Origin of the sequence: Frankia sp. ACN1ag (genome assembly GCF_001414035.1) — a bacterium.
Lineage (GTDB): Bacteria > Actinomycetota > Actinomycetes > Frankiales > Frankiaceae > Frankia > Frankia torreyi.
Genome location: NZ_LJPA01000016.1, coordinates 1 through 24,820 on the forward strand (window position 1 = coordinate 1; position 24,820 = coordinate 24,820).

The 24,820-nt window shown below is 69.6% G+C and carries 25 protein-coding genes, 1 tRNA gene and 4 pseudogenes; 12 read left to right on the plus strand and 18 right to left on the minus strand.

The features are described from left to right. Nucleotides 1-361, plus strand: a 361-nt coding sequence (locus UK82_RS15900) for a transposase (protein WP_173667256.1), incomplete at its 5' end; no start/stop codon positions are given. Between the two features lie 127 nt (nt 362-488). On the opposite strand, the gene UK82_RS38125 is transcribed toward UK82_RS15900, so the two are convergent. From UK82_RS38125 to UK82_RS15915, 3 genes and pseudogenes are all read right to left on the minus strand, one after another. Beyond that, nucleotides 489-1,896: N-6 DNA methylase (locus UK82_RS38125; RefSeq protein ID WP_236705999.1), on the minus strand; the 1,408-nt coding region annotated here is incomplete at its 5' end. A 1-nt stretch (nt 1,897) separates the two neighbouring features. Beyond that, a pseudogene (locus UK82_RS42035) lies at nt 1,898-2,789 on the minus strand (N-6 DNA methylase); the annotation flags it as partial. Between the two features lie 1,127 nt (nt 2,790-3,916). Next, nucleotides 3,917-4,357 carry a YdeI/OmpD-associated family protein gene (locus UK82_RS15915; protein WP_157871711.1) on the minus strand — a complete coding sequence of 147 codons (441 nt, stop codon included), beginning with the start codon at nt 4,355-4,357 and terminating at the stop codon, nt 3,917-3,919. 718 nt (nt 4,358-5,075) lie between these two features. On the opposite strand from UK82_RS15915, the gene UK82_RS15920 reads away from it, so the two are divergent. Next, nucleotides 5,076-6,347 (plus strand): APC family permease, encoded by a 1,272-nt coding sequence (locus UK82_RS15920; RefSeq protein ID WP_044884878.1) that lies wholly within the window; start codon nt 5,076-5,078, stop codon nt 6,345-6,347. 175 nt (nt 6,348-6,522) lie between these two features. On the opposite strand, the gene UK82_RS15925 is transcribed toward UK82_RS15920, so the two are convergent. From UK82_RS15925 to UK82_RS42765, 6 genes and pseudogenes are all read right to left on the minus strand, one after another. Further along, nucleotides 6,523-6,831 carry a PadR family transcriptional regulator gene (locus UK82_RS15925; RefSeq protein WP_044884879.1) on the minus strand — a complete coding sequence of 103 codons (309 nt, stop codon included), beginning with the start codon at nt 6,829-6,831 and terminating at the stop codon, nt 6,523-6,525. 206 nt (nt 6,832-7,037) lie between these two features. Next, nucleotides 7,038-7,226, minus strand: a pseudogene (locus UK82_RS34075) (cation transporter); the annotation flags it as partial. 180 nt (nt 7,227-7,406) lie between these two features. Then, nucleotides 7,407-8,042, minus strand: coding sequence for a DUF305 domain-containing protein (locus UK82_RS15935; protein ID WP_044884881.1), 636 nt, complete (start codon nt 8,040-8,042; stop codon nt 7,407-7,409). An 89-nt stretch (nt 8,043-8,131) separates the two neighbouring features. Further along, on the minus strand, nt 8,132-8,599 hold the full coding sequence (locus UK82_RS34080; RefSeq protein WP_052681045.1) for a DUF6153 family protein: 468 nt from the start codon (nt 8,597-8,599) through the stop codon (nt 8,132-8,134). Nucleotides 8,600-8,672: 73 nt separating this feature from the next. Next, nucleotides 8,673-8,858: pseudogene (locus UK82_RS31550) on the minus strand (NlpC/P60 family protein); the annotation flags it as partial. A 120-nt stretch (nt 8,859-8,978) separates the two neighbouring features. Further along, entirely contained in the window at nt 8,979-9,296 is a 318-nt protein-coding gene (locus tag UK82_RS42765) for a metal-sensing transcriptional repressor (protein WP_396230570.1), read from the minus strand. Here UK82_RS42765 and UK82_RS31555 point away from each other — a divergent pair. Together UK82_RS31555 and UK82_RS15950 are read left to right on the plus strand one after the other, a co-directional pair. After that, nucleotides 9,290-9,619, plus strand: coding sequence for a heavy-metal-associated domain-containing protein (locus UK82_RS31555; RefSeq protein ID WP_152989914.1), 330 nt, complete (start codon nt 9,290-9,292; stop codon nt 9,617-9,619). The genes UK82_RS42765 and UK82_RS31555 overlap by 7 nt on opposite strands. Continuing rightward, a complete protein-coding gene (locus UK82_RS15950) occupies nt 9,616-10,791 on the plus strand; it encodes a permease (RefSeq protein WP_055407952.1) in 1,176 nt (391 codons plus the stop codon). The genes UK82_RS31555 and UK82_RS15950 overlap by 4 nt, the downstream gene beginning before the upstream one ends. A gap of 105 nt (nt 10,792-10,896) precedes the next feature. Here the strand turns inward: UK82_RS15950 and UK82_RS38135 are convergent. The 5 genes and pseudogenes from UK82_RS38135 to UK82_RS15970 all read right to left on the minus strand — a co-directional run. Beyond that, nucleotides 10,897-11,123: undecaprenyl-diphosphate phosphatase (locus tag UK82_RS38135; protein ID WP_304438054.1), on the minus strand; the 227-nt coding region annotated here is incomplete at its 5' end. Between the two features lies 1 nt (nt 11,124). Next, nucleotides 11,125-11,943, minus strand: a pseudogene (locus UK82_RS15955) (undecaprenyl-diphosphate phosphatase); the annotation flags it as partial. A 38-nt stretch (nt 11,944-11,981) separates the two neighbouring features. Continuing rightward, nucleotides 11,982-12,494 carry a hypothetical protein gene (locus UK82_RS15960; protein ID WP_055407956.1) on the minus strand — a complete coding sequence of 171 codons (513 nt, stop codon included), beginning with the start codon at nt 12,492-12,494 and terminating at the stop codon, nt 11,982-11,984. Between the two features lie 5 nt (nt 12,495-12,499). Continuing rightward, entirely contained in the window at nt 12,500-13,381 is an 882-nt protein-coding gene (locus tag UK82_RS15965; protein WP_044884760.1) for an ABC transporter permease, read from the minus strand. After that, nucleotides 13,378-14,361, minus strand: a complete 984-nt coding sequence (locus UK82_RS15970) for an ABC transporter ATP-binding protein (protein WP_044884759.1) — start codon at nt 14,359-14,361, stop codon at nt 13,378-13,380. Before UK82_RS15970 ends, UK82_RS15965 begins: the two co-directional genes overlap by 4 nt. A 171-nt stretch (nt 14,362-14,532) precedes the next feature. Here UK82_RS15970 and UK82_RS15975 point away from each other — a divergent pair, with 171 nt between their 5' ends. The 7 genes from UK82_RS15975 to UK82_RS16005 all read left to right on the plus strand — a co-directional run bounded on the left by UK82_RS15975 (nt 14,533) and on the right by UK82_RS16005 (nt 20,178). Continuing rightward, nucleotides 14,533-15,015: a BlaI/MecI/CopY family transcriptional regulator gene (locus tag UK82_RS15975; RefSeq protein WP_313949813.1), complete on the plus strand. Its 483-nt coding sequence runs from the start codon at nt 14,533-14,535 to the stop codon at nt 15,013-15,015. Continuing rightward, the gene (locus tag UK82_RS15980) at nt 15,012-15,938 is read left to right on the plus strand and encodes a M56 family metallopeptidase (RefSeq protein WP_044884758.1); all 927 of its coding nucleotides are present in this window, start codon (nt 15,012-15,014) and stop codon (nt 15,936-15,938) included. Before UK82_RS15975 ends, UK82_RS15980 begins: the two co-directional genes overlap by 4 nt. A 217-nt stretch (nt 15,939-16,155) precedes the next feature. Beyond that, the gene (locus tag UK82_RS34085; protein ID WP_173667299.1) at nt 16,156-16,389 is read left to right on the plus strand and encodes a hypothetical protein; all 234 of its coding nucleotides are present in this window, start codon (nt 16,156-16,158) and stop codon (nt 16,387-16,389) included. Nucleotides 16,390-16,960: 571 nt separating this feature from the next. Then, nucleotides 16,961-17,179: a dienelactone hydrolase family protein gene (locus tag UK82_RS15990; protein WP_128423288.1), complete on the plus strand. Its 219-nt coding sequence runs from the start codon at nt 16,961-16,963 to the stop codon at nt 17,177-17,179. A 41-nt stretch (nt 17,180-17,220) separates the two neighbouring features. Next, on the plus strand, nt 17,221-19,542 hold the full coding sequence (locus UK82_RS15995) for a CoA transferase (protein ID WP_055407960.1): 2,322 nt from the start codon (nt 17,221-17,223) through the stop codon (nt 19,540-19,542). Nucleotides 19,543-19,663: 121 nt separating this feature from the next. Then, entirely contained in the window at nt 19,664-19,921 is a 258-nt protein-coding gene (locus UK82_RS16000) for a type II toxin-antitoxin system Phd/YefM family antitoxin (protein ID WP_044884754.1), read from the plus strand. Next, nucleotides 19,918-20,178 carry a Txe/YoeB family addiction module toxin gene (locus UK82_RS16005; RefSeq protein WP_055407962.1) on the plus strand — a complete coding sequence of 87 codons (261 nt, stop codon included), beginning with the start codon at nt 19,918-19,920 and terminating at the stop codon, nt 20,176-20,178. Before UK82_RS16000 ends, UK82_RS16005 begins: the two co-directional genes overlap by 4 nt. Before the next feature lie 522 nt (nt 20,179-20,700). Here the strand turns inward: UK82_RS16005 and UK82_RS16010 are convergent. The 4 genes from UK82_RS16010 to UK82_RS16025 all read right to left on the minus strand — a co-directional run bounded on the left by UK82_RS16010 (nt 20,701) and on the right by UK82_RS16025 (nt 23,679). Beyond that, on the minus strand, nt 20,701-21,180 hold the full coding sequence (locus UK82_RS16010; protein WP_055408024.1) for a DUF6326 family protein: 480 nt from the start codon (nt 21,178-21,180) through the stop codon (nt 20,701-20,703). Nucleotides 21,181-21,423: 243 nt separating this feature from the next. Further along, a complete protein-coding gene (locus UK82_RS16015) occupies nt 21,424-22,080 on the minus strand; it encodes a response regulator transcription factor (RefSeq protein WP_009399358.1) in 657 nt (218 codons plus the stop codon). Next, nucleotides 22,077-23,219 carry a sensor histidine kinase gene (locus UK82_RS16020; protein ID WP_055407964.1) on the minus strand — a complete coding sequence of 381 codons (1,143 nt, stop codon included), beginning with the start codon at nt 23,217-23,219 and terminating at the stop codon, nt 22,077-22,079. The genes UK82_RS16015 and UK82_RS16020 overlap by 4 nt, the downstream gene beginning before the upstream one ends. 387 nt (nt 23,220-23,606) lie before the next feature. Then, nucleotides 23,607-23,679 (minus strand) — tRNA-Leu (locus UK82_RS16025). 224 nt (nt 23,680-23,903) lie between these two features. Here UK82_RS16025 and UK82_RS16030 point away from each other — a divergent pair. Further along, nucleotides 23,904-24,503 carry an ANTAR domain-containing response regulator gene (locus UK82_RS16030; RefSeq protein ID WP_011605735.1) on the plus strand — a complete coding sequence of 200 codons (600 nt, stop codon included), beginning with the start codon at nt 23,904-23,906 and terminating at the stop codon, nt 24,501-24,503. Nucleotides 24,504-24,820: the final 317 nt, after the last annotated feature.

Genomic DNA, 24,820 nt, shown 5'->3' on the forward strand with positions numbered 1-24,820 from the left:
GCACCTGCTGACCATCGACTACCCCCACGCCGAGCGGGTGGTGCTGGTCATGGACAACCTCAATACCCACGGCATCGCCTCGCTCTACGAGGCCTTCGACCCCGCCGTCGCGTTCGCTCTCGCCGGGCGCCTCGAGATCCACCACACCCCCAAACACGGCTCCTGGCTCAACATCGCCGAGATCGAACTGGCCGCACTGACCCGCCAATGCCTCGACCGCCGCATCGACGACCTCGACGTGCTCAACACCGAACTCGCCGCCTGGCAGACAGCCGTCAACGCCGACCAGCGCCAAGTCCACTGGCACTTCACCACCGCCGACGCCCGCACCAAACTCCGCCACCTATACCCCAAACATTAGTGGCGACGGTCTACTAGGTTGGTGATTGTATTCGCGTCCGCGCCGGTCTGTGGCCGGTGCGCCACTCTGCGCGCAGTGGCAGCCGTGGGACGATCTGCCGCGATGCCGGTGGCCGAAAGCAGCGGACTCAGATCTCCTCGGGCGCCTCGTCAAGGAGCGTGTCCTGGAGGTACAGCGGTACCAGCGACTCCCGCAGCGCCGATGTGGTGCGCCGGATCCGATCGTGGATCGCCAACTGTTCGTCCAGTGCGCCCATCGCCGCGCCGATGCGCCGCTGCCGGTCGGTGTCCGGAAGGAGGAGCGGCAGGGCGCGCATGGTCGCGGCGGTCAGCGATCGAACGGTCGAGCCGCCGGCATTGCCGACCAGCCACCGCTGTACGCGGGGATGTCCCAGATAAAAGACCAGATAGCTCGGGTCGAGGGACGCGTCCGGTCGCAGACGCAGGCAGGACGTGCCGAGCAACCAGCCGTCGTGCTCCTCGGTCACCAGCCCGCACCGGCCGATCTCGCCGGTTCTGGTACATACGACGTCGCCCGGTGCCAGCAGGTAACGATCCAGCGTCTCGGCCACTGACGGATCGACGAAGTCGAGGTGATCCCGCACGATCCGGTTCTCGCTGATGTTCCTCGGCTTGATGACGGGAACATCGGAGGAGTTCCCTCCCCCGGAGCTCACCGCGCCGGAAGGGCCGGCGAGCACGTCGCACACCTCACCCAACTGGCACCGGCTCCAACCGGCGGGAGTCCCGTAGAGCAGATCGGCGGCGGTATCTATCTGACGTTCCGCCCGCTCGTGCGAGTCGATCGACCGCTGTAGCAGGTTGCGTAGGCTGTGGCGCAGGTCATCGGCGTCGGCCCGGTTCCGATCGAGATCGACGGGAGCCGAGGCGGCGATCAGATAGCGGCCGGGATTCAGCACGTATCCGTCGTCTCGTAGCCGATCTCGGGCCACGGCCCGCGACAGCACGTCACCCGAGGTGAACGTCGATCGATCGCGGTACGCCGCCGTGATGCGCTCCAGATCCTCCTCGCGCAGGACCCGATGGTTGCGGCCGTCCATGGTGCCGGCCGCGTGAGCGTCAACGAAGAAGACATCGTCGTCACCGTCCGACCCCCGACCCCGCAGCAGCCAGAGCGTCACGGCGATCGCGGTGGAGTGGAACAGTTGAGGTGGCAGCGCGATGACGGCATCGACCACACCGTCCTCGACCATGGCGGCCCGGATGGCCCGCTCCCGGGAGTTCTCGGATGATCCGGCGCCGTGGGGCATGAGGACGGCGGCACGGCCGCCCTCGGTGAGCAGGGCCAAGGCGTGCTGCAGCCAGGCGAAGTTCGCGTTGTGTCGCGGCGGAATGCCATATCGCCAGCGCAGGTCACCGACGTGGTAACCGTCAGTCCAGTCCGACATGTTGAACGGTGGATTGGTCAGCACCAGATCGAAGCGCCGCTGTGTGTCCCAGCGGTACAGGGGCGGCTCGACCCGCACCTCGCGGGTAGCGATGTCGTGCAGCGTCAGGTTCATCCCCGCGAGCCATNCCAGGTGGCCAACCGTGCCACCGCTGACCTTCAGCTTCGCGGGCGCTCCGCACCGGGTCCGGACATGGTCGACGGCGCCTACGAGGAACTCGCCCAGATGACAGAATGGATCATGAATTCGCTCGCCGCCGATCGGGTTCGTCAGGCGAACTGCCAACCGAACCACCGAGTCCGGCGTGAGATGCCCCCGCCGGCCGTCGGCAGCCGCGAACCGGGACAGCAGATCATCGGCGAGCCAGCCGGCGATCGGCGCGTCTCGGATGCCATCCGGCCCCGACGACGGATCCAGACGATCTAGGATCTGGATGGCCGTCGCCAGATCTGCGTGGTCGGCAGAGGGCCCGCCAGTGGTCCACGCATGCCGCGGCAGCGGTTCATGCCCGCCTGCCAACAGCGCGCTGTTGACCAGATCATCCGCTCGTCGGGGCAGGTCACGGTCGGGGGCGTACCTGAGTTCCCTGAGCTCCGACCATCGTGACGCGTCGTGAAAGCGGAGGTAGAGCAGCCCGAAAGCCAACATCGACGCCTCGGTCCCATTGATCCCGCCGAAGTTGCGGTAGGCTGCGAACGCCCGCCAGAGCCGTCGACCGGTATCCGGGGGAGGGGCGACCCGCTCGGGCGATCCCAGGTTTCGACGGAACCGGATCCCATAGGTGATCCCCGCATCCTCAGTAGGCTGTCGATCTTTTTCCGCAACGATCCGATGATCGAGCCAGGCGGCTACCTCTGGGGCGGGGTAGACCTCCCGTCCCATACGCCGTTCGGCCGCGGGAAAATCCGGATGCCGACGTCTCCAGTTGCTGACCGCCGCCGGTTTCACCTCGGCGAGCCGGGCGATCTCGGCGGCCGTGACGAGGCGCACGGATCCGGTCACTGCGCACCGAAGTCCCATCCGGGCGTGCACTGTTTGATCGGAGCTTCAGGTGGCCCGCCTCCACTGCGCGGTCCGTAAGACCCATCCCGGTGGTCAGAACCGTACATGATCGTCCCCACTCCAGATTCCGTCCCGGCGGGCCAGGATCTCGGGTATGCGATCAAGCAGCTCGACCTCTCGCACTGCCTCGGGCGACAGGTAGCCCAGCAGGCGGTAGATCTTCGCGCGGTCGGCGCCGAGATCCCGGTGATGGATCGGTTCGTAGTGCATGACCCGGTTTCGGAGATAGAGCATCGTCACCAGATTTCGGTGCAACTCATCGCGCCTTCCCGTGTAGTACGGGAACGCCTGGTGGAGAGCCGGGACCCACAGCGTCCGGTCGTACGACCTGCCGCGGCTCAGCAGCGCGACCCAGAAGCCGAATGTCAGGGCGGCGACGACATCGTCGGAAGTCGGCGGTCGGGTGTTTGCCCGGCGGAGCTTGTCACCGGCCTGCCTGACCTTACGAGCGTCCTCGTCGGCAAGTTTCGCGACGGACCACCAGTCGGGTCGCCCATAGTGCGTGCAGAGCCGGCCGTGCAGCGCGTTCCGCAGCCCTATCTCCAGGCAGTGCAAGGGCCCGTAGAAAGCAGCGGAGACCGCCGCGTTCCACCAGTAGAGGCGTATCGCCGCGTCCNACGAACCGTCGGTCGCATGCAAGTAGGAACGCAGTCGTGGGGGCGAAAGCAGGCGGTGGATCCAGTCAGGTTGTTCGGTGATCATGGAACACTCCCGCGGATCGACGGCTCGCGGCCGGGCGGTGCTTGGTAGAGTGGACCTCGTAGGCCCCGGGCACGCCTCTGCTATGCATGCCGCCCGGGGCACGGCTTTTTTGGGCGCGTTGGGCAGCCTCGACGGCCCACTGCGGCGCCTTCGCTGCGCGTGGCTGGTGTCGGTGTTCGCTTCGGGCCGAACCTGCGCACTCCGTCCGACGTATGCAGATTACGGACGCCACACTCGTTCGTCAAGCGCAGTGCACTGCGCTCGGAAGGACTGTTAACACCTACGAGGCTGGGCGCCGGCGACCGAGGGCCGCTGCGGCGACGCGGCAGAGCGACGCGGCCACGTGGCGAGATCCACCGGGGGTGTCCGCAGACGGTGCTCGGTCAGGTGCCCTCGGCGCTGGGGCCACATGCTCGTTGCCGGCACCGGCGGATCCAGAAGAGGATCACCGCGGTGACGAGAATGACGGCGGGGGCGAGGCCGGGATCCTCGACTTCGTCGCCGACAACACCGGCTGTCAGCTCGGCGGCGCCAGCGAAGAGCGCGGCGACAACTCCGCCGATCAGGTGCTCGCGGGCGCCACCGGTTGCGGGTTGCAAGGAGCGTTCGAGCGTGCCACGGGCGGCGTACTCGGCGGTCCGCCGGGCTCGGCGGCGGCGCACGGGGCCGAGCCGCGAGCCGTCCATCCAGGCGATGTAAAGCCCCCGCAAGGAGGTGGACTGCGCCTCCCACTGCGTCCAGGCGCCGTCCACCGCGGACAGGGCATCGCGCAGTTCCGGGGGCGGGACAGCGGGCTCGCGACGAGGTCCGGCCACTGTCCGCACGAGGTGGCTCACAAGGCGACATTACGCGCGCTCGGTGGAGGCAGGCGTATCTGTCGGGAGTCTGGTCGCCGAGCGCCGGAGGCAGTTTCCAGGTCCAGTACCAGGCCACGTGGCTCAACTCGGCCACCCCGCCGTTTATCAGTCCGTGGCTGGATCAGAAGGGGACCTCGGTGGTACTTTCCGTTGCCATACGCCGGCAGGCGTCGGTTTGATGACGCTTCCGCCGACGTGCGGCCGGAGCCCCGCCAACGCCGTGTGTGCGACTGAGCGTGCGCCACGAACACCGAAGGGGCGTGCTGAGGCGAGACGGCGACCGGTGTGCCCCCGGTCTGTGGAATCGGCCTGCTGGACGATGACCGTCCAGCAGGCCGCTCTGGACGGACGACTTCCTCGCGAAGCTACAGCGCTGCGTACACCGCTACCGTCGGGCCCGGAGGATTTCCCGTGTGCCGCGCGCCCGGGTGAGCATCTCTCTTGCGAGTGGGCGCTGGGACGGGCCGGGTGCCGTGCACGCCCCGGCGGGCGCTACCGGTCGACGGACAGCATCTGGATCGGCATCTGCATGGTCGGTGAATCGAGGGCCGCCGCTCGACCATCCGGTGACGGCTTTCCCGGCCGAGTTCGAGGGGCCGTCGCATGGCGGCTCCCACCCCCGAATGGCATATCGTCTGCCGATATCGGCAGACGTAAGTTTGCCGCGTGCCGCGGAGGGGTGGCCATGAGCGTGCCGTCGACAGCGATGCCGCAGGAGTTGCAGCGGCGGTTGGGGATGTTCGACGCGGTGATGATCGGCCTGGGGGCGATGATCGGCGCGGGGGTCTTCGCCGCGGTGGGACCGGCGGCGCAGGCGGCCGGATCCGGGCTGCTGCTCGGGCTGGCCTTCGCCGCAGTGGTCGCCTACTGCAACGCGACGTCGTCCGCACGGTTGGCAGCCTGCTATCCGGCCTCGGGCGGCACTTACGTTTACGGCCGTGAACGGCTCGGTGTCTTCTGGGGCTATCTGGCCGGGTGGGCTTTCGTCGTCGGAAAGACCGCTTCCTGTGCGGCGATGGCTCTCACCGTCGGCTTCTATGTCTGGCCAGGCCAGGCCCATGCGGTGGCGGTGGTGGCGGTGGTGGCGCTGACCGCGGTGAACTACGTCGGGGTACAGAAGTCCGCCTGGCTCACCCGTGTGATCGTCGCGGTCGTCCTGACCGTGCTCGCCGCGGTGGTGGTCGCCGCCGTCACCTCGGCCACGTCGGACGCTGCCCGGTTGGACATCGGCGCGGACGCCACGTTCGGCGGGGTGCTTCAGGCGGCTGGCCTGCTGTTCTTCGCGTTCGCGGGATACGCCCGCGTCGCCACCCTCGGCGAGGAGGTCCGTGACCCGGCCCGAACCATCCCCCGCGCCATCCCGACCGCCCTCGGCATCACCTTGGCCGTCTATGCCGCTGTGGCGGTCGGGGCCCTGATGGTGTTGGGTCCCCAGCGGCTGGCGGAGGCCACCGCGCCGCTGTCGGACACGGTGCGCGCCGCAGGCGTCGGCTGGCTGGCGCCGATCGTCCGGGGCGGTGCGGCGGTCGCCGCGCTGGGTTCCCTGCTCGCGCTGATTCTCGGGGTTTCGCGCACCACCCTGGCGATGGCCCGTGACCGGCACCTGCCTCATGCCCTGGCTGCGGTCCATCCCCGGTTCGCGGTGCCGCACCGTGCTGAGCTTCTGATCGGCGCTGTGGTGGCGGTCCTCACCGCGACCACGGACGTGCGTGGGGCGATCGGTTTCTCCTCCTTCGGCGTGCTGGGCTACTACGCCATCGCCAACGCGAGTGCCTGGACCCTCACCCCGGACGAAGGGCGTCCACCGCGCGTCGTGCCCGCGGTCGGGCTCGCCGGCTGCCTGACCCTGGCCTTCGCCCTGCCACTGTCCTCGGTGGTCTCCGGGGCCACGGTGCTCGTCGTCGGCGCCGCCGCCTACGGCATTCGCCGGATCACCATCGCCCAGACGCGGACATAGAGCCCCACCCGACGCGCAGGCACCCGACGCGCAGGCACCCGACGCGCAGGCACCCGACGCGCAGGCACCCGACGCGCAGGCACCCGACGCGCAGGCACCCGACGGGGCCTCCTTGCACAGGAACGCTGCGTCACCCCGTCCAGTGGACTCGGCGCGACGCCNATCTCTGGCGCCGTCAGGGAGAAGTGTCGCGGCCGAGGACCTCACGGGCCAGCTCCGCCAACGCTCTACGATCTTCAGCCAAAGCACGCTTCCCGGCCTCGGTCGCCCGGTACATTCGCCGGGTGCGTCCGTCAATCACCCGCTGCTCGGAAGCCAACAGACCGTCGGCTTCCAGCCGGTGCAGCGTCGGATACAGCGTGCCGGGGCTGATGTGATGGCCGTGCCGGGCCAGCTCCTCGGTCATCCACGCACCGTGGATCTCCTGTTCGGCCGCGTGATGAAGGATGTGCAGCCGCACCGCGCCTCGCTGGAACTCCCGCACCCCACCCGCCTCCACGCCGCCGGCCCGGCAGTGATGAAACCGATATCGGAATCCGAGTGTACGGTGGCCGGTTTGCTGGCGATGTGATGATCAGAAACGCAGACTGAAGCGATCACGATCATCTTTGCGCTGTGTGCTGGCGGCGTTGACCGGATCGCACTGCTTTACGGGGCCGAGGGGCGGCGGAATGGTGCTGGGCGGGACACGCCGAGCAGGACCGCGAGGCTGGTGAATCCATCCGTTCGGGCGTGCAGCCCAGCGGCGACGAGTGCGTCCGAACCGATCTGGCGGCCTACCTTGAGACGGCTGCAGGCCACGATCTCGTTCCCGACGAAACCCACCAGGCCGGGTGTGATCAGAGCGGCCGTGGGCGTGGGCATGCGTGCCGAGATCATGACCTTGACCGGTGTGCATGTCTCGGCGGTAGCCGGAAACGATCAATGCGGTGTGACGGCGGCTGCCACCGTGTCGCACCTGGCTATCAGTAGCACCTTGCCGAGTAACCCCGCGAGTGCAGTCCACGGAGATGAGGTGGTGGCGCGGATTCATGGTGCGCGCCACCACCTCCGTGGGCGTCAGACCTTGGTGAGCAGGGTCTGCATGGTCGTGATCTGGGTGTTCTGGGTGTTCTGGATATTCTCGGCGAGTCGTTTCGCCGGTGTGTAAAGTCCGTCGCGGGTTTCCGTCTTCGCCATGGTGATGGCACCTCGATGATGCGCGATCATCATGGTGAGGAACATTTTGTCGAAGGCGGGTCCGGTCCCCATCTTCAATCTCGCCATGTCATCGTCGCTCATCATGCCGGCCATGGGCCCGCCCGGCATCATCCCGGTCATGGTGCCGCCCGGCATCATGGTGGTCGAGCCGTGGTCACCCATACCGTGCCCGGAACCGCTGTCGCCGCCGGGGGGCACTGTGGGCTGCTTCCAGGCGTTGAGCCACCCGACCATGGTGGCGATTTCCGGGGCCTGCGCCGCGCGGATCTGGCGGGCGAGGGTTTTCACCTCCGGGTGACTGGCGCGGGTTTCGGCCAGATCGGCCATGTCGATGGCCTGTCGGTGGTGGGGGATCATGTTCTGGGCGAAGGTGACGTCGGCGGCGTTGTGATCGGCGGCACCGGTGCTCGTGCTGCCGTTGCTTCCGTCGTTGCCGCAGGCGGTGAGAACGATCGCGGCCAGGGCCGCCGCGATGAGCAGTGTCAGTCGTCTCATGCTGGTTCCTCGTCTGCCGGAGGTCTGTAGTCCGAAGAAGTTCGGCGCACGTCGCAGGAGCCCGGGTGGCCCGGGCAGGACGTGTCGGTCTACAGACGGAGCACGCAGAGCGAGGCGAGTGAGGGTCGGTGGAGCAACGAGCGATCTGGGGGCGCCCGCCCGCGGTGGGGGGACGCTGCGCGTAGGACTGCACGTCTCACCGACGTCGAGGAGAGCAGCCGGGTGAGCAGCAACGCGATGACCAGCAGGAGCGTCAGGCGGAGAAACGCCAGGCACATCGCACCACCGTGCCCGTCGTGATCCATCTCTGTTGCGGGCGGTGTCATGACGTGCCGTGGATCGGGGTGGCTCACCGGCAGGGCCGACGGTGGGGGGTACATGTCCGCCCCGTACATCACCGACGACCCGATCTGGTCGGTGGTGTCGGCGTGCAGGCCGTGCGCCAGGTGCGCGGACAGGCCGCCATGCATGAGCAGAATGCCCAGCAGGACGGGTACGGCGAGCAGGAACAGCGGCAGCCCGGCAGCGGTGGTCTTTCCATGGGGCCGGGCGCTCACGGGTCCAGTCTGCCTGACGGGGAGCTGGTCGGCTGGCAGGCCATGGGTCCGATCCGTCTGCGCCGGGACAGGGTCAGCGGACCCGGCCGACCCAGTAGGTGGAGGTGTAGATGGGTTGCAGGTTGATGTTGCGTCCGGTCTGCGGGGCGGCCCACAGATAGCCGTTGCCGGCGTAGATACCCATGTGGGTGATGTTGGAGGGGCTGCCGAAGAAGATGAGGTCGCCGGGCTGCTTACCGGATTTGGGAATGCGGGTCGTCTCTGTCGGGAGGCGAGGTAGACGGCTACGCGGTCCGCACGCTGCCCGCCCTGAGCGACGCCGCGCACCACTGCGACTGACTGCAACGTTTTGGTGGCGTCGCTGACCTGCGCCAGGACGTCAATGCAGCACCTCAATGTCCCGGGCGACCGCCTTGGCGATGCCCCGGAGCCGCCCTTCGATGCGGCGCAGTCGCTTGAGGTAGTCGTCCTTGCCGGTCGTGTAGCCGTGCAGGGCGCCCCCTTCGGTCCGTTTCCCGAAGGTACCCCCCAGGGGTACTTGACGCTTGTCTCGCGCGGCGGCTACACATACCCCGGTGGGGTATGTGTAGAGCGCTGGAAGATCGCCCCCGTCGGGGCGACGCGAGGCCCGCCTCGGATGCCGTAGCGCACGTGGTAGGCAACGCGGTTCGAGTGAGAGGAAAGCTGACCATGGCAACGAGGACCTCCACCGTCACCGGCATGACCTGTGGGCATTGCGTGAGCGCCGGCAGCGGTGAAGTCGGCGGGATCGACGGCGTCTCCGCCACGGTCAACGACGCCACCGAGACAGCCGCCGTCCGCTACGATCCGGCGATCCTCGGCCCGCAGGACCTCGTGGCCACCGTGGAAGCCGCCGGCTGCACCGCCCGGCTACCCCAGCCGCCCACCAGCGACACCGCACCGGCAGCGGGTCAGCCCGACGACGGCGCTCACGCATCCAACTCGTTGCGGCTGCGCCGCTTCCACCCCGCCGACCTCCACCCTGCGAACAGGCTGTGAACACCGTCGGGCACGGCGTTCTGCACGCGCTGGGTATCGCCGGGTCGATGACCTGGCAGGTCACCTGGTCGCTGATCCTGGGCTTCACCCTGTCGGCGGTCATCGAGGCGCTGGTACCCAAGTCGACCATCGCGCGTCTCCTGCCCGACGACCGGCCGAAAAGCCTGGCCACCGCCACCGTCCTGGGCGCGGCATCCTCGTCCTGCTCCTACGCCGCCGTCGCGCTGGCCCGCTCGCTGTTCCGCAAGGGCGCCGACTTCACCGCCGCGATGGCCTTCCAGTTCGCCTCCACCAACCTCGTCATCGAACTCGGGCTGATCCTGGCGCTGCTGCTGGGCTGGCAGTTCACCGCCGCCGAGTTCGTCGGCGGCCCGTTCATGATCGTGATGTTGGCGCTGATCTTTCGCCGGTTCCTGTCCCCGAACCTGCTCCGGCAGGCCAGGACGCAAGCGGATCGTGCCGTCCCCGGGTCAATGGAAGGTCACGCGGCGATGGACATGTCCGTCGCCGGCGAGGGGTCGTTCCGGCGTCGGCTACTCAGCCGGCAGGGCTACACCGCGGTCAGCCACAACTTCGTCATGGAATGGGCCGCAGTGCTCCGCGACATCCTCATCGGCCTGCTGATCGCCGGCGCCGCGGCGGCCTGGATACCCGACACGTTCTGGCGGCACCTGTTCTTCACCGACCACCCGCTCGCCGCCCGGATCTGGGGACCGATCATCGGCCCGCTCGTGGCTGTGGCCGCGTTCGTCTGCTCCATCGGCAACGTCCCGCTCGCGGCCGTGCTGTGGAACGGGGGTATCAGCTTCGGCGGAGTCGTCAGCTTCATCTTCGCCGACCTGATCATTGTTCCGATCATCGTGATCTACCGGAAGTACTACGGCCCGCGGATGGCGCTGTTCCTCGCCGGCATCTTCTACCTCACCATGGTCGCCGCCGGCTACGTCATCGAACTCGTCTTCACCCCGCTCCATCTCCTCCCCACCGGCCCCCGGCATGCCTCCGTCGGAGAGGACGGCATCACCTGGAACTACACCACCTGGCTCAACATCGCCTTCCTCGCCCTGGCGGCGATTCTCCTCCGGCGTTTCCTCACCACCGGCGGCCGACAGATGCTCACCATGATGGGCGGAGGCCCCGACGACATGAACGGCCATGAGGCCGTGCCATAGGTCGCAGCATCGGACCGGGACGCGGCTGTCGCGACGACGTCCCCTATGCCACCGACTCCCGCGCCGCGCTCCGGATACTCCGGCCCGCTGCACGGCCGGCGGAAGCTAGGCGACGACGAAACGCACCGTGCACAGCGCGCCCATCAGCAGGCAGTAGATCGCGAAGGGGGTCAGGGTGCGGGTTTCGAAGTAGCGGACCAGGAAGCGGATGGACAGGTAGGCGGCGATGCCGGCGACCAGCGCGCCGAGGATGACCTGGCCGCGGATGCCGTCGCCGGCGGGGCCGGCCAGGGCGGGGAGCTTGAGCAGTCCGGCGGCGAGGATGACGGGGGNGGCGAGCAGGAACGAGAAGCGGGCGGCGTCCTCGTGGTCGAGGCCGCGTAGCAGGCCGGCGACCATGGTGATGCCGGAGCGGGAGATGCCGGCGAGCAGCGCGAGGGTCTGGAACAGACCGATCACGCCGGCTTCCCGGTAGGCGAGAGTGTCGAGGCTGCGGTGCTCGGCCACCACGAGGCCACCGCGGGGTGCGGTCGTGTGGCGGCCCGTCGCCCGGCCGCCCGTCGCCCGGCCGCCCGGCGCGATTGTGGTCTGCGTGGGGACGGTGGCTGGGGCGGGGACGGTGAGCGGGACGGTCGCCGGTTCAGCCTTGGCGCTGGCCTGGTGTTTGCCGGCGCGTTGTTCGCTGCGGCGGCGCAGCCGTTCTCCGGCGAGCAGGATCATCCCGTTGGCGGTCAGGAACAGCGCGGCGGCCAGCGGTTTGGCGAACAGGGTACGGAAGGTGTGCTCCAGCGCCAGGCCGATTATTCCGACGGGGACGGTCGCGGCCACGATCAGCCAGGCGAGCCGTTGCGCTGATGTTTCGATGCGCCGGGTGCGCAGCGTGGTGAGGAAGGCCCGGATGATGCGGGCCCAGTCGGATCGGAAAAAGACCAGCAGGGCGGCGGCGGTGGCCACGTGCAGCCCGACGACGAACGTCAGGTAGGGCGAGCCCTCGCTGTTGCCCGAGGCGTTTTCGGTCACCAGGTGCTGCCAGGATCCGCCGATCAGCGCCGGTATCAGCACCGAGTGGCCCAGGCTGGAGACCGGGAACAGCTCGGTGATTCCTTGGAGGAGTCCGATGACGCCCGCCTGCAGGTACGTCAGTTCATGCATGACCGTGTCTCCGCTCGGGTTTTCGTCTCGGGTGGGTTTCAGGTGGTGTCGAAGCAGCCGTCGAACTCGAACACCGGGTTGATGACCTGTTTGCCGGCGGCGCTCCGGATCATGATCGGTCCGACGATCTTGCTGGGGCCGCCGGCCTGGTAACAGCCGTTGGAGCGGACCTGGAGTTCGAACTTGCCGCTCTGGGCCTTGCCGGTGCCGTCGGTCCAGCCGACCTGGCAGATCCAGTCGCTGCCGGCGCCTTTGTCGTGGGATCCGGGGGTGCTGCGGTGGCAGGTGGGTCTGGCGGCGACGGCGGCGGGGGTGAGCCCGGGGTGGCCGAGCAGGGCCTGCTGTTGGACGTAGAGGTTGGCGAAGACGGGGCCGAGTGAGGTCTCGACGCGGGGGCGGGTGACATCGGCGGAGCAGCCGACCAGCGTGGCGGTCAGCGCGGCGGCGGTGACCGCCACGCCGGCCAGGCGAGCCCGGCGGGCCAGCCGGCCACGAGCCGGTCCGCGGGGTGCCCGGTCGCCGCGCGGCCGGTCGGCGGTGGGACGGGGCATGCGGATCAGCCTCCGGTGATGTCGCGGCGGCGCAGCGCCGTGAAGGCGACGGCCAGGCAGATGACGATGTAGGCGACGCTGACGAACGTGCCGTCGCGCAGCGGCCCGTAGTACGGGTGTGCGGCGAACAGGCCGTGCCAGGCGTCGAACGGGGTGACGAGCAGCAGGTGGCGGATGGTGTCGGCGCCGTTGAGGAAGGCGTAGAGCTGCATGAGCAGGCCAAGGATGATCGGTCCGACGATCCCGGCGGGGCTGCTGCGGGTGAGCACCGAGAGCATGATCCCGAGGGCGGTGAAGCCGAGCAGGGGTGGCAGCGCGGTGGCCCAGGCGGCGAGGACCAGCCCGGCGGTGCGGCCCGGGGGCAGCAGGGTGCCGGAGAGGCCTTCCAGCGGCTGATGGCCGACGAGCAGGACGCCGGCGGTCAGGCAGCTTAGCGCGAGGACCGTGACGACGAGCACCGCGAAGGTGGCCGCGGCCAGCGACTTCGCCCAGAAGATCTGGCTGCGGCTGTGGGAGCGGGTCAGGATCGTCTTCCAGGTGCCGTGCTGGTCCTCGCTGGCGAAGATGTCGCCGGCGACGATGCTGGTGAGCAGCGGGAACACCCATTGGGCGGCGAAGCCGAGGATGAGCAGCGGCGTGGCGAAGCCGCTGGCGTGCACCCACCGGCCGTAGAGGGTGTCCTTCGGCAGGCGGTCCTGGCGGTCGAGGAGCACCACGAACACGAACGGGGCGATCAGGCAGACGGCGAGGGTGGCCCGGGTGCGGGCCTGGGCGACGAGTTTGGTGATCTCCCACCGGTAGGCGATGATCACCCGGCCGCGGCCGACCGGACGAGGCCGGACCGCCGCCGGGCCGGCCGTGGGCGTGGTGGTGGCGGGCGTGGTCATGGGGTCGCTCCGGTGAGGTCGCGGGGCTGGCGCGGCAGGCCGGCCGGGGCGGAGCCGGTCGCCGGGTCGGTCTCGGTGAGCATGAAGAACAGCGATTCCAGCGGTGCGATCTCCAGGTGCAGGGCGCGTACCGCGACGCCGGCCCGGCCGAGGGCGATGAGGTAGCCGTCCGCGTCGGCGGTCTGGGCCCGTAGTGCGAGGCCGCCGTCGTGATGGGCGGTGACGGACACGGCGGGATGCTCGGCGGACAGGCGCATCGCCTGCTCGTCATCGCTGGTCGCCAGCCGGTGGGATGGGTCCGGTGCCTGGGCGCGCAGCTGGTCGATCGAGCCGTGGTAGACCACCCGGCCGGTGCGCATGATCGTGACGTTGTCGCAGATCTCCTCGACCTCGTCCATGTTGTGGCTGCTCAGCAGCACGGTCAGCCCGCTGCCGGCGAGCCGGGTGACCAGCGCGCGCATGTCCCGGATGCCGGCGGGGTCCAGTCCGTTGGCCGGCTCGTCGAGGACGAGCAGCCGCGGGTCGCGCAGCAGGGACGCGGCGACGCCGAGCCGTTGGCGCATCCCGAACGAGTAGCCCCCGACCTTGTCACCCGCCCGACCGGCGAGGTCGACCACGTCGAGCACCTGATCGATGCGGCTGTCCGCGTCACCGCCGTCCAGGCCGGCGAGCAGCTCCAGGTTGCGCCGGCCGGACAGGTAGGGATAGAAGCGTGGGCTCTCGATGAACCCCGCGACCCCGTCCAGCATCGCCGGTCCCGCCTCGGCCCACGTCCGGCCGAAGACCCGCAGCGTCCCGGCATCCGGCCGGATCAACCCGAACAGCATCCGCAGGAACGTCGTCTTCCCGGCACCGTTCGGGCCGAGGATGCCGTACACCTCCCCGACGTCCACCCGCAGATCAACATGATCCACGGCCGTGAGCCCACCGAAGCGCTTGACCAGCCCAACGGCTTCGACCGCCGGCACCCCATCCACCATCCGCCGCCCCCTCATGCAGTCATCTACTACTCATTGAATAGTAGATGACTGCACGGGAAGACCCGCGGAGGGCTGGCGGCAGGACGTCGTGGTGGCGAGGGCGGCACGTTGAGGTCCACCGCCACTGCTCGACCTTTCGTACTATCAGTCCAGTAGTAGCGAGGAGGCGCGGTGGCGCGGAAACCCAGACGTGAACCGGGAGCGCTGGAACGCGAGGTACTCGCCGCGATCGCCGCGGCCGGCCGGCCGCTCACCCCGGCCGAGACCCTCGCCGAGCTCGGCGAACCACTGGCCTACACCACGGTGATGACGACCCTCGCTCGCCTACACGACAAGGGCGCCCTGACCCGGGCGCCCGCGGGCCGCTCCTACGTCTACGCCCCGGCCACCGACCCGGACACCCTTGACGCCGCGCTCACCGCCCGGCAGATGTCCCGCCTGCTTGGCGCCGGCAGCCACCGGGCCGAGACACTTGCCCGGTTCGTCGCGGACCTGCGACCGGAGGACGAGCAGCTCCTCGCCGACCTCCTCGCTCCTCACCGGTCCGACGCCGACGCCGACGCCGACACCGACGCCGACACCGACGCCGACACCGACACCGACGGCGACGTCGGGACCACTGCCGGCGGCGCGGATGGCAGGCCTCGGCGATGACGGCTGTCGCGCTCGTCCCGTTCGTCACGAGCCTGCTGCTGGCCGCCGGCGGCGGTTGGCTCGGCCGGCGGCTACCGCCCGCCGCCGCCACCCGGCTGCTCACCGCTGCCTGCCTGGTGACCGCGCTGGCCACCGGCTTCGTCCTTTCGGTCGTGGCCTTCACCCTGCTCGCCCCGATGCCCGTGCTCGTCGCGGTCGGGCACTGGTCGACCGCCGTGGTCCGCGGCCACGACCCGCTGCCCGCCACCGCCGGGCTGCTCCCCGCCACCGCCGTCATCGGATTGCTCGCCGCCGCCGCCCGCCGGGCCGTCGGCGTCGGCCGGGACCTGGCCGCGGCCGAACTCACCTGCCGCCGGCTCGGACCCGCCCCCACCGGCCTGGTCATCGTCGACGACGACCGGGCCGACGCCTACACCCTGCCCGGACTCACCGGCCGGATCGTCGTGTCCACCGCGATGCTGCGCGCGTTGCCCGCCGACGAACGCCGCGTCCTGCTCGCCCACGAACATTCCCACCTCCGCCACCGCCACCACGCCTACACCCAGCTCGCCGACCTCGCCGCCGCCGCCAACCCGCTCCTGCGGACCTCCGCCGCCGCCGTCCGACTCGCCGTCGAACGCTGGGCCGACGAAGACGCCGCCGCGACCGCCGAGAACCGTGCTGTCGCCGTCCGGACCCTCGCCCGCGCCGGACTCGCCCGCTCCGGCACAGCGACCATGCCGACCGCGGCGCTCGGTGCGGTGCACACCGACCTCGCCCATCGGGCACGGGCCTTGCAGGAGCCACCGCCCACACCACGGCCGGTCCTGGCGGGCATACTCGCCGCGCTCATCCTGGTCACCGCAGCCGCTGCCGTCGACACCTCCCACGTGACCGAACGCCGGTTCGAACGCGCGCAGGCGACGTTCGCGCACCGGCGCTGACCCGTCGCACGCGGACCGAAGCAACGAGTCCGGACGGTGAGGTTCGTTCGTCATCCTCATGGTCCGGTAAGCGATCTGAGCTGATTGTGACTGCTCGGGCGGCGATCCGGATGGGTCGCCGTCGCCGTGGGGATCTCGATGGTGATCCTGCTGGTGTCGGTGGTGAAGGCGGGAAGGTCTGATGGCCGGCGGGGGAGGGCCGGCGGAGGCGCGGGCGGTGACCGTCCGGCTGGTCACGGCGATCATGATCGTGGTCGTCGGCTTGAGTTTCCTGTTCGCGTTCGGCAATGTGTGGCTGCTCGCGTTGCGGCTCGGCGCACGAGGCCGGCAGGGCGGGCGAGGCTGGCTCCACGTCATCGGTCAAGCAGTCGAACTCGGCGGGTGGCACGGATCAGATGAAGGACGCCGATGGCGTCCGCACGAACGTCCACGTCCCGGTCCCGCAGCCTGAGCCGGAACGGGCAGGTGTGCGGGTGGCACCCGCTGAAGTCCCTGCGGACCAGCAGGACGGCGACCATGGCGCCGGTGCGGCGTCGCCAGCTGTGTCTGCGCAGCGCAAGTCCGGCCAAGACGCAGCCGCCGTGGAGGACGGTGCCCTCTTGGACCGGGCGCGCCGCGAGGATGCCTGTTACTGGAAAAGCACCGCCGGCCGATCTCGGCAAACGAGCTACGGAAGCGGCTGCGGGTCGGGTCGAAGAGGGCCCGGAGTCTGGTCGTGCAGCTCCGCGCCGATGCCCTCCGGGCGATGTGCCTCGTTGAATCCGGACAGTCGCTATCAAGCTGATTTAGACTGCGGGCTGATTTTCGGGTACTCGTCGTGGAGGCCTGTTTGAGATCGAGGTCCTCGGGCCCGCCATCGAGGACGAAGGCTACGCGTCGGCGATTAGGTCGCAGTGTCGACTGGTTGTCCGAACGCCTGGAGATTTGGGGTGATTAAGGTGTATCCGACGCTGCCTGAATCCGAACCGGACGTACAGCTCTCGTACGTGTCGTTACCCACCGCCACGGGTGACGTCACGGCGATGTTATCCCGGCCGACGGCGCCGGGAACCTATCCCGCGGTCGTCGTCGGCGCCGAGGTATGGGGTCTGACCAGCGAGATGGTCGACGTGGCCAGGCGGCTCGCCGGGCAGGGCCACGTGACGATCATGCCGGACTACCTGCGGGGCGAGGGGTTCGACGAGACGACCCGCGACCAGTCCTGGGACCACGCGCTCGACTATCTGGCCAGCCGGCTGTGACACTCGCGTCCGAGAAGAGCCCGAGAAAAAAGGGAGCCCGCATGCCCGCACCACTGCTCGACGGAATCCGGGTCGTCGACCTGTCGACCGGTGTCGCCGGGCCGACGGCGACGATGCTGATGGCCGAGGCGGGCGCGGAGGTAGTCCTGGTCGAGCCGCCCGGCGGCCACCCCGATCGCGCCCTGCCCGGCTTCCGTACCTGGGCCCGTTCCAAGCAGTCGCTGGTGCTGGACGTCGACTCCCCCGAGGGGCGATCGCGGCTCGACGAGCTGCTGCGCGGCGCCGACGTGCTCGTCCACTCGTACAGTCCCACGACGGCGGCCCGGCTCGGCCTCGACGACGCCACTGTCGGGAGCCGCTACCCCGCGCTGGTCGTCTCGTCGGTGCTCGCGTGGCCGGCCAACCACGTCGACGCGGACCGTCCGGTTGACGACCTGCTGGCGCTGGCGCGACTGGGCCTCCTCGACGAGCAACGGGGGCACCGGCCGGGGCCGGTCCACGTCCGGTTCCCGCTCGGCAGCTGGGGGGCCATGTGGCTGTGCGCGACCGGGATCGCGGCCCGGCTGGTGGCACGGGGGCGGACCGGCCGGGGCGGGCCGGTGCACACCAGCCTCGTCCAGGGCGCGCTCGTTCCGATGATGATGCACTGGCACCGGGCCGAGGCGCCGTCGGCCCTGCTCGCGGCGGGCATGCCCAAGGACGAGGCAGTGACACCGCTGTTCGAGTGCGCCGACGGCGAATGGATCCACGTCATGCCGCCGTCCCCCGACGACCTGCCGTTGACGAAGCGGGTGTTCGACGAGATGGGTGCCGACGAGGTCGCCGAGGCCAACCGGCGCCACGCCGGGGGGATCATGGCCAGAGCGTTCCCGAACTGGGGGGCCAACGTCGAGGCGTTCCGCCGCCGGCCCGCGGCCGAGTGGCTGGCCGAGCTGTGGTCCAACGACCGGCCGGCCCAGCCCGTGCTGCCGCTCGGCGCGGTCCTCGACGACGAGCAGGCGAAGGCCAACCGGTACGTCACACAGCTCGACGACCCCGAGGCCGGCCGCATCACCGTGCCCGGCCATCCGGTCACGCTGGACCCGCCTGCCACCGTCCGCAATTCGGCCCCCCGGCTCGGTGAGCACCAGGACGTGGCCGCCAGGCACTGGACGCCCCGCAGCACGGCCACCGACCGCGGCCGCGCCGACGCGGACTCCGCCGCGGGCGGGCCGGTCGAGTCGCTGCGTTTCCCGCTTCAGGGTTTACGGGTGCTGGACTTCGGCGCGTTCCTGGCCGGGCCGTTCGCGCCGATGCTGTTCGCCGATCTGGGCGCCGACGTCGTGAAGGTCGAACCGGCGGCCGGCGAACCTGGCCGCTGGGGCGACTGGCCGTTTGTCGGCTGCCAGCGCGGCAAGCGCGCCGTGGCCCTCGACCTCAAGTCCGAGGCCGCCCGGCCGGCCGTCGAAGCCCTGCTGCGCTGGGCCGACGTCGTGCACCACAACCTGCGCGTGCCGGCCGCCCGCCGGCTCGGCCTGGACGAGCAGGCCGTCCGTGCGGTGAATCCGGACGTGGTGTTCTGTCACACGAGTTCGTACGGTCCGGACGGCGCACGCGCCAACTGGCCCGGCTACGACCAGCTGTTCCAGTCGTCGCTGGGATGGGAGCGGATGGGCGGCGGCGAGGGCAACCCGCCGATGTGGCACCGCTTCGGGTTCATGGACCACCAGTGCGCGATGGCGTCCGCGGCCGCGACGTTATGGGCGGTCCTCGCCCGGGACCGGACCGGTCGGGCGAGTTCGGTCGCCGCGTCCCTGCTGGGTGCCGGGGTGCTCACCACGAGCGAGACCTACCTGCGACCAGACGGCACCCTCGCCCCGGTGCCGATGCTCGACCAGGCGCAGCTGACCACGACACCGGGACGGCGCCTGCTGGCCTGCGCGCAGGGGTGGGTCGCGATGGCCGCGACCGCTGACAGCGACGTCGCGGCGGCCTGCCAGGCGCTCGGGTGCGGGAGTACGGCGCAGCTCGCGGCGGCGGCCGCCGTCCGCCCGGCCGGTGAGGTGCTCGATCTGCTCGCCGGGGCGGGTGTGGCGGCAGAGGAGGTCCGGCTCGACCAGCGCGACGCGTTCTTCGACTCGGCCGACAACGACGCCGCAGGCCTGATCGCCCGCTACCGCCACCACGACTGGGGCGGCTTCGAGCAGCCGGGCGCACTGTGGGACCTGGGCGACCTGACGACCCAGCTGCATCTGGCCCCGCCGGTACTCGGCGAGCACACGATCGAGGTACTCACCGAAGTCGGGATCGCCCGCGAAACGATCGACGGGCTGATCGCCGCCGGCGCCGCCACGGCCGCGCCACCGCCCGCCCTCCGCACGTGAGTTTTTGCTGATCGAAAACACGGAGGTGGGATGTACAGCCCACCGGCTCGACGAGCAGCTGACACGCGCCCCCCAAAGTTGTACCGTATCTGGTACGACTAGGTGCTCGGGAGGTGGCAGGATGGTTTCGGCGATCAGTGCCAGTGAGGCACGTAAGACGCTGTTTCCGCTGATCGAGCAGGTCAACACCGATCACACACCGGTAGAGATCGTCTCGAAGCGGGGGAACGCGGTCCTGGTGAGCAAGGAGGACTGGGACGCCATCGTGGAGACCAACTACCTGCTGCGCACGCCCGCGAACGCGCGGCGCCTGATGGAAAGCGTGGAGCAGTGGCGTACGGGCGGCGCGGTCGAGCGTCCGGTGGGCCCTGACGAGTGAAGCTGACCTGGACGGACCACGCCTGGGACGACTACCTGTACTGGCAGGGCCAGGACCGCAGGACACTGAAGCGCATCAACGCCCTGATCGCGGACATCAGACGCGATCCGGAGGGGCAGGGGATCGGCAAGCCCGAACTGCTGCGCAACAACCTCGCCGGCCTGCGCTCGCGGCGGATCGATGACGAACACCGCCTGGTCTATGCGGTCGAGCCCGGCCAGATCGCGATCATCGCCTGCCGCTACCACTGCCAGTAGCCGAGCTCGTACCAGTAGCCGAGCCCGTCACGCCCACACCATGGCCACCTCTCTCCGGTGGGGACCGCTACCTGGCCAACAACGAGTTTCTTGGTGAGGTGCTGTTCGTAGAACGGACAGCACCTCAGACGCCACGCGCCTGCTCGAAGTCCTGCCGCAGCTGAGCCTCACCCTGCACGACGCCCCTGATGTCCTGCAACGGACCCTCTACGACGTCACACAACGGGCCATCGAGGTCGACCATGACCAGAAAGAGATCACGATGAAGATCAAAATTCCGGAAGACCGGATCGACGCGGTCGCTGGTGCCGCGACCCGCGTCCCGTCGGGCGCTACATCACAGGACGCATCCGTGCAACTGCCCCGGTGGTGCGCGGCATCCGCGTAGCCACCTGCCGGTAGGGGCCTTGGAAGGCCCCTACGCGACGTCCCAGTGGTGGTAGTTGGTGTCCCACGGCCACGAGGCCCACACCGCGGCACCGAGGCAGATGGCTCCGAACAGGACGGGGACCGTTCTTGGGTTCACGCTTGCTGCGGGGCGCGAACGGTTTCACGGTCCGGGTTGGTCGCCGATGGTGCGGTGCGGGGCCAGGTCCAGGCGTACCGCACGATGAGGGCGAGTAGGATCAGTTCCAATACGATGCCAAGGCCGTAGAAGTACGGCCAGGACTCGCCCACCGCGTTGAATGCCGTGACGGGAACGTAGAGCGAGGCCACGATGAGGTTCGTGATGCGGGTCGCCCGGGCGGGCAGCGTCATCGACAGCACGACCATGAGGATCGGGATGGCCACTAGGGTCAGCGCCGCGGTCGAAAAGGTCTGGGAGAGGTCGAACTCGAAGACCTTGCCGTCGAGGATGTCTTCGACGACGCCGGGCGTGAAGAAGTTGAGAATGTCCACATAGGCGTACAGGAACATGAAGCTGGTCCACGCCGCGGCGAGCTTGGCTCTCACCGGGATCGGCTGGTCTTCCAGTGTGGTGGTGGGTTGACGCGTTCTCATCATGGGCTCCGTCGTTGGTGAGGATCGGTACGTCCACGATCGCTGAGCCCGCTGGCGGGCACACCGGCCCGGAGGCCGGAGTTCGCCTGGCCGATGAGATGGTCTCTCTCTCGTGCTTTCGGCTGATCCGCCGCTGCCGCGCTGTCCCTACAGTGGACAGATGGTGACGAAGGCGCTGCGCTCGTTGTGGGCCTCGGTCGCCCCGGCCGGGACCAGTCGTCGTGCATGTACGTCAGGTTCGGTTCAGTGCCCCACCCGGCCGGTGTCGTAGGCCCACATCGCGATCTCGACCCTGTTCCGGGCGCCGATCTTGGCCAGCAGGCTCGCGACGTGGGTCTTGGCGGTCGTCAAGCTGATGAACAGCTCGGCGGCGATCTCCGCGTTCGTGCGGCCGACAGCGACCAGTTTCAGCACCTCCTCCTCGCGTTGGGTGAGCGGCTCGATCGGTTGGGTACGGCGTTTCGATGAGGCCCCCGCGGCAAGGGTCGCTAGCAGCCTGCGGGTGATGTTCGGCGCGATCAGGGCATCGCCGACGGCAGCGGCATGGACAGCCTGCACCAGCAACTCTGGCCCGGCATCCTTGAGGAGAAATCCTCGGGCTCCGGCCCGAAGCGCGCCGTGGACGTACTCGTCCAGGTCGAACGTCGTGATCACCACCACCGCAATGGGGTCCGCGACGCCCCGCCCTGCGAGGAGCTCGGTCACCTCGATGCCGTCCAGCCCGGGCATCCGAATGTCGACCAGGCACACGTCGGGGCGGAGCCGATGCGCCAGCTCGACGGCGGCCTTGCCGTCGGCGGCTTGGCCGACGACCTCGATGTCGGGCTGGGCGTCAAGGATCATCGACAGGCCGGTGCGCACCAGATCTTGGTCGTCTGCCACCAGCACGCGCGTCGTCATAGGGGCAACTTCATCGGCAGCTCGGCGTCGACCGCCCACCCGCCCTCGGGCGTCGGCCCAGCGCGTAGCGTGCCGCCGAGCAGCTGCACGCGCTCGGTCATCCCCAGCAGCCCGAAACCGTGGGTCGCCGGCCGCGCCGGGCCGATCTGGCCGTCGTCGGTCACGTGGAGCCGCAGCCTTCCTGCGCCCTCGACGACCCTGATCTCCACACGCGAGGCGTTTCGGGCGTGCCGCAGCGCATTGGTCAGCGCCTCCCGCGCCATCCGGTACACGGCGGCGTCGACCTGGGGCCGAAGTCCGGCCAGATCACCCGCCAACTCCACGTCGACGACGGGGTCCGGTTCGCGGCGGGCGAGGAGCATCAGGTCGGCGACGCCGGGCTGGGGACCGTACTCCGCCGGCGCTCCGTCACGCAGCACCCGGACCATCGCTCGCATCTCTGCCAGGGTCCGCGACGCTTCCCCCTCGATGATCGCAAGCGCCTCGAGCGCCGCTTCAGGTCGCTTCGCGGCCATCGTCATGCCAGCCTGCGCTTGCAGCGTGATCGCCGAGACGTGGTGGGCGACCGAGTCGTGCAGCTCGCGCGCGAGGCCGACGCGTTCCTGGCTGCGGACCTGGTCGAGCGCCCGGCGCCGACTCTCGGCGCGGTAGCGGAACGCCGCTCCGCTCGCTGCCGCCGCCGCCAGGACCGCCAACCCGCCGAAGAGCTCGGCTGGCCCGGTGTAGTCGGTCGCAATGCTGAACCCCGCGGCGACCGCAACCACCAGCAGCCCAATCACGATCTGACGCCCTGAGCCCCAGCGGACCAGCGAGTAGACGAGCACCAGGATGTAGATCATCGTGTTTAGGCCCACGCCTGAGGTCCCGCCCAGCCAGCTCGCCAGTCCTAACGCCATCCCGGTGCCGAAGCCCACCACGACGCAGACCAACGGGTGAGTACGCCGCCATAGCAGCACCGGCGCAAGTCCGACCGTCACAATCGTCACGACCGGCCGCCAGGTGATGTCCTCTCGGAGGGTTCCTTCGAGCAACGCCGCCACCATCACCACGCCGACCAGCACCCGGTCGAGCCACACCCGTTCGGGCGTGTCCGCGGCGCGGGGCTCGTCCCAGAGCGAGCGCAGGCCGGTAGTGAACACACACCCAGCCTAGAGACAGCCCGGGCGTCGGAGACCCACCGAAAGAACGAGACGCCGCTCCCCCCAATGGCAGAGGCGGGTCCGGCCTCGACGCCGATGTGCCGGAAGGCCGGTCGCGGCGAGGCCCAGTGCGCCTGTCTGGTAAAAGTGCTGGCCCCGAGCGAACAACCGGGGCCGTGACGACAAGTTCGACGGACACCCCAAGAGCGTCCGTATCCGTGAAGACGTCCTTGAAGCCGCGATCGCCGACTTCTACGCCGAACGCGTCTTCGGGCGGATTCCGGTGGCAGACCTCGGCAAGGTTGCCCATCTGGCGGGAGTGACGGCCGCCGTCCCCGGGCCGCACCCGGCGGCCACTGGGCATCCAGGTCGCGTAGATGCTGTACGTACCCCGGGTGGGATTCGAACCCACACTGTCGGTGGTTTGAGCACCGTCTCTCTGCCGTTGGAGTACCGGGGCCGGCGGGTGGAGCGTGGTCGAGCGGGCGGGGCCGCTGCGGAGACGACCGGGCGGAGCTGGGCGAAGAGATCGTGATCGATCCGGTCCGGAACGTCTCGTCCACGACTCTATCCGGGTAGGGTGCGTTTCGACCTCCCGCCCTCCTCTGCTCGGGCAGGATGTCAACCTGACTCCCCTGCCCTGTCACACTAGGGTCACACCTCCGAGACCAGGAGTACGACTCGATGAGCCAACCCTCCTCGAACCCGCGCCGGGTTCTGATCGCCGAGGACGAAGCGCTGATCCGGCTCGACCTCAGGGAGATGCTGCAAGAGGAGGGCTACGAGGTCGTCGGGGAGGCCGGCGACGGCGAGATGGCCGTCAACCTCGCCGGCAAGCTCCGGCCCGACCTGTGCATCCTCGACGTGAAGATGCCCAGGATGGACGGCATCGAGGCCGGCGCGAAGATCGCCAAGGACCGCATCGCCCCCGTGGTCATCCTCACCGCGTTCAGTCAGCGGGAGCTGGTCGAGCGGGCCCGCGAGGCCGGCGCCATGGCCTACGTCGTCAAGCCGTTCCAGAAGAAGGACCTGCTGCCCACGATCGAGATGGCGATGAGCCGGTTCACGGAGATCGTGAGCCTGGAGGCCGAGGTCGAGGACCTGCAGGGCCGGCTCGAGGCCAGGAAGATCATCGAGCGGGCGAAGGGTGTGCTCCAGACCGAGCACAGCATGACCGAGCCCGACGCCTTCCGCTGGATCCAGCGGACGTCGATGAACCAGCGTCGGACGATGCGCGCCGTAGCCGAGGCCGTGCTGTCGGGCGAGGCGCTGCCAGGGTCGTGACGTCCCCGTTCGTGCCGCCCCCGGCAACCCCGTCCGTGCCGTCCCCGGCAACGCGCGGGCCGGGGACCGGGTGAGCGACGCCTCGCCGCCGGGATCAGCGCCGATCCCCGGTCCCGAGGACGCGCCGCAGCCGTCCCCCCGAGCACCGGAACCGGTTTTGGCGGACGCCCCCGCGCCCGCGCCCGCATCGACCGAGGCCGACACTTCCTCCCCGGGCGCCGAGGCCTCAGGCCCAGGCGCAGGGGCCTCAGACCCAGGCGCAGGGGCCTCAGGCCCAGGCGCGGAGGCCCCCGCGCCCGCTCGAGCGACGCCGGGGT

Bases quoted from the DNA above. Each gene is read 5' to 3' on its own strand.
- UK82_RS16010 (WP_055408024.1), bottom strand. From the start codon at position 21,180: ATGAGAACGCGTCAACCCACCACCACACTGGAAGACCAGCCGATCCCG.
- UK82_RS31555 (WP_152989914.1), top strand. From the start codon at position 9,290: ATGGCAACGAGGACCTCCACCGTCACCGGCATGACCTGTGGGCATTGC.
- UK82_RS15995 (WP_055407960.1), top strand. From the start codon at position 17,221: ATGCCCGCACCACTGCTCGACGGAATCCGGGTCGTCGACCTGTCGACC.
- UK82_RS15960 (WP_055407956.1), bottom strand. From the start codon at position 12,494: ATGCCCCGTCCCACCGCCGACCGGCCGCGCGGCGACCGGGCACCCCGC.
- UK82_RS15965 (WP_044884760.1), bottom strand. From the start codon at position 13,381: ATGACCACGCCCGCCACCACCACGCCCACGGCCGGCCCGGCGGCGGTC.
- UK82_RS15935 (WP_044884881.1), bottom strand. From the start codon at position 8,042: ATGAGACGACTGACACTGCTCATCGCGGCGGCCCTGGCCGCGATCGTT.
- UK82_RS15970 (WP_044884759.1), bottom strand. From the start codon at position 14,361: ATGGTGGATGGGGTGCCGGCGGTCGAAGCCGTTGGGCTGGTCAAGCGC.
- UK82_RS15920 (WP_044884878.1), top strand. From the start codon at position 5,076: ATGAGCGTGCCGTCGACAGCGATGCCGCAGGAGTTGCAGCGGCGGTTG.
- UK82_RS15990 (WP_128423288.1), top strand. From the start codon at position 16,961: ATGTTATCCCGGCCGACGGCGCCGGGAACCTATCCCGCGGTCGTCGTC.
- UK82_RS16000 (WP_044884754.1), top strand. From the start codon at position 19,664: ATGGTTTCGGCGATCAGTGCCAGTGAGGCACGTAAGACGCTGTTTCCG.
- UK82_RS15980 (WP_044884758.1), top strand. From the start codon at position 15,012: ATGACGGCTGTCGCGCTCGTCCCGTTCGTCACGAGCCTGCTGCTGGCC.
- UK82_RS16015 (WP_009399358.1), bottom strand. From the start codon at position 22,080: ATGACGACGCGCGTGCTGGTGGCAGACGACCAAGATCTGGTGCGCACC.
- UK82_RS16030 (WP_011605735.1), top strand. From the start codon at position 23,904: ATGAGCCAACCCTCCTCGAACCCGCGCCGGGTTCTGATCGCCGAGGAC.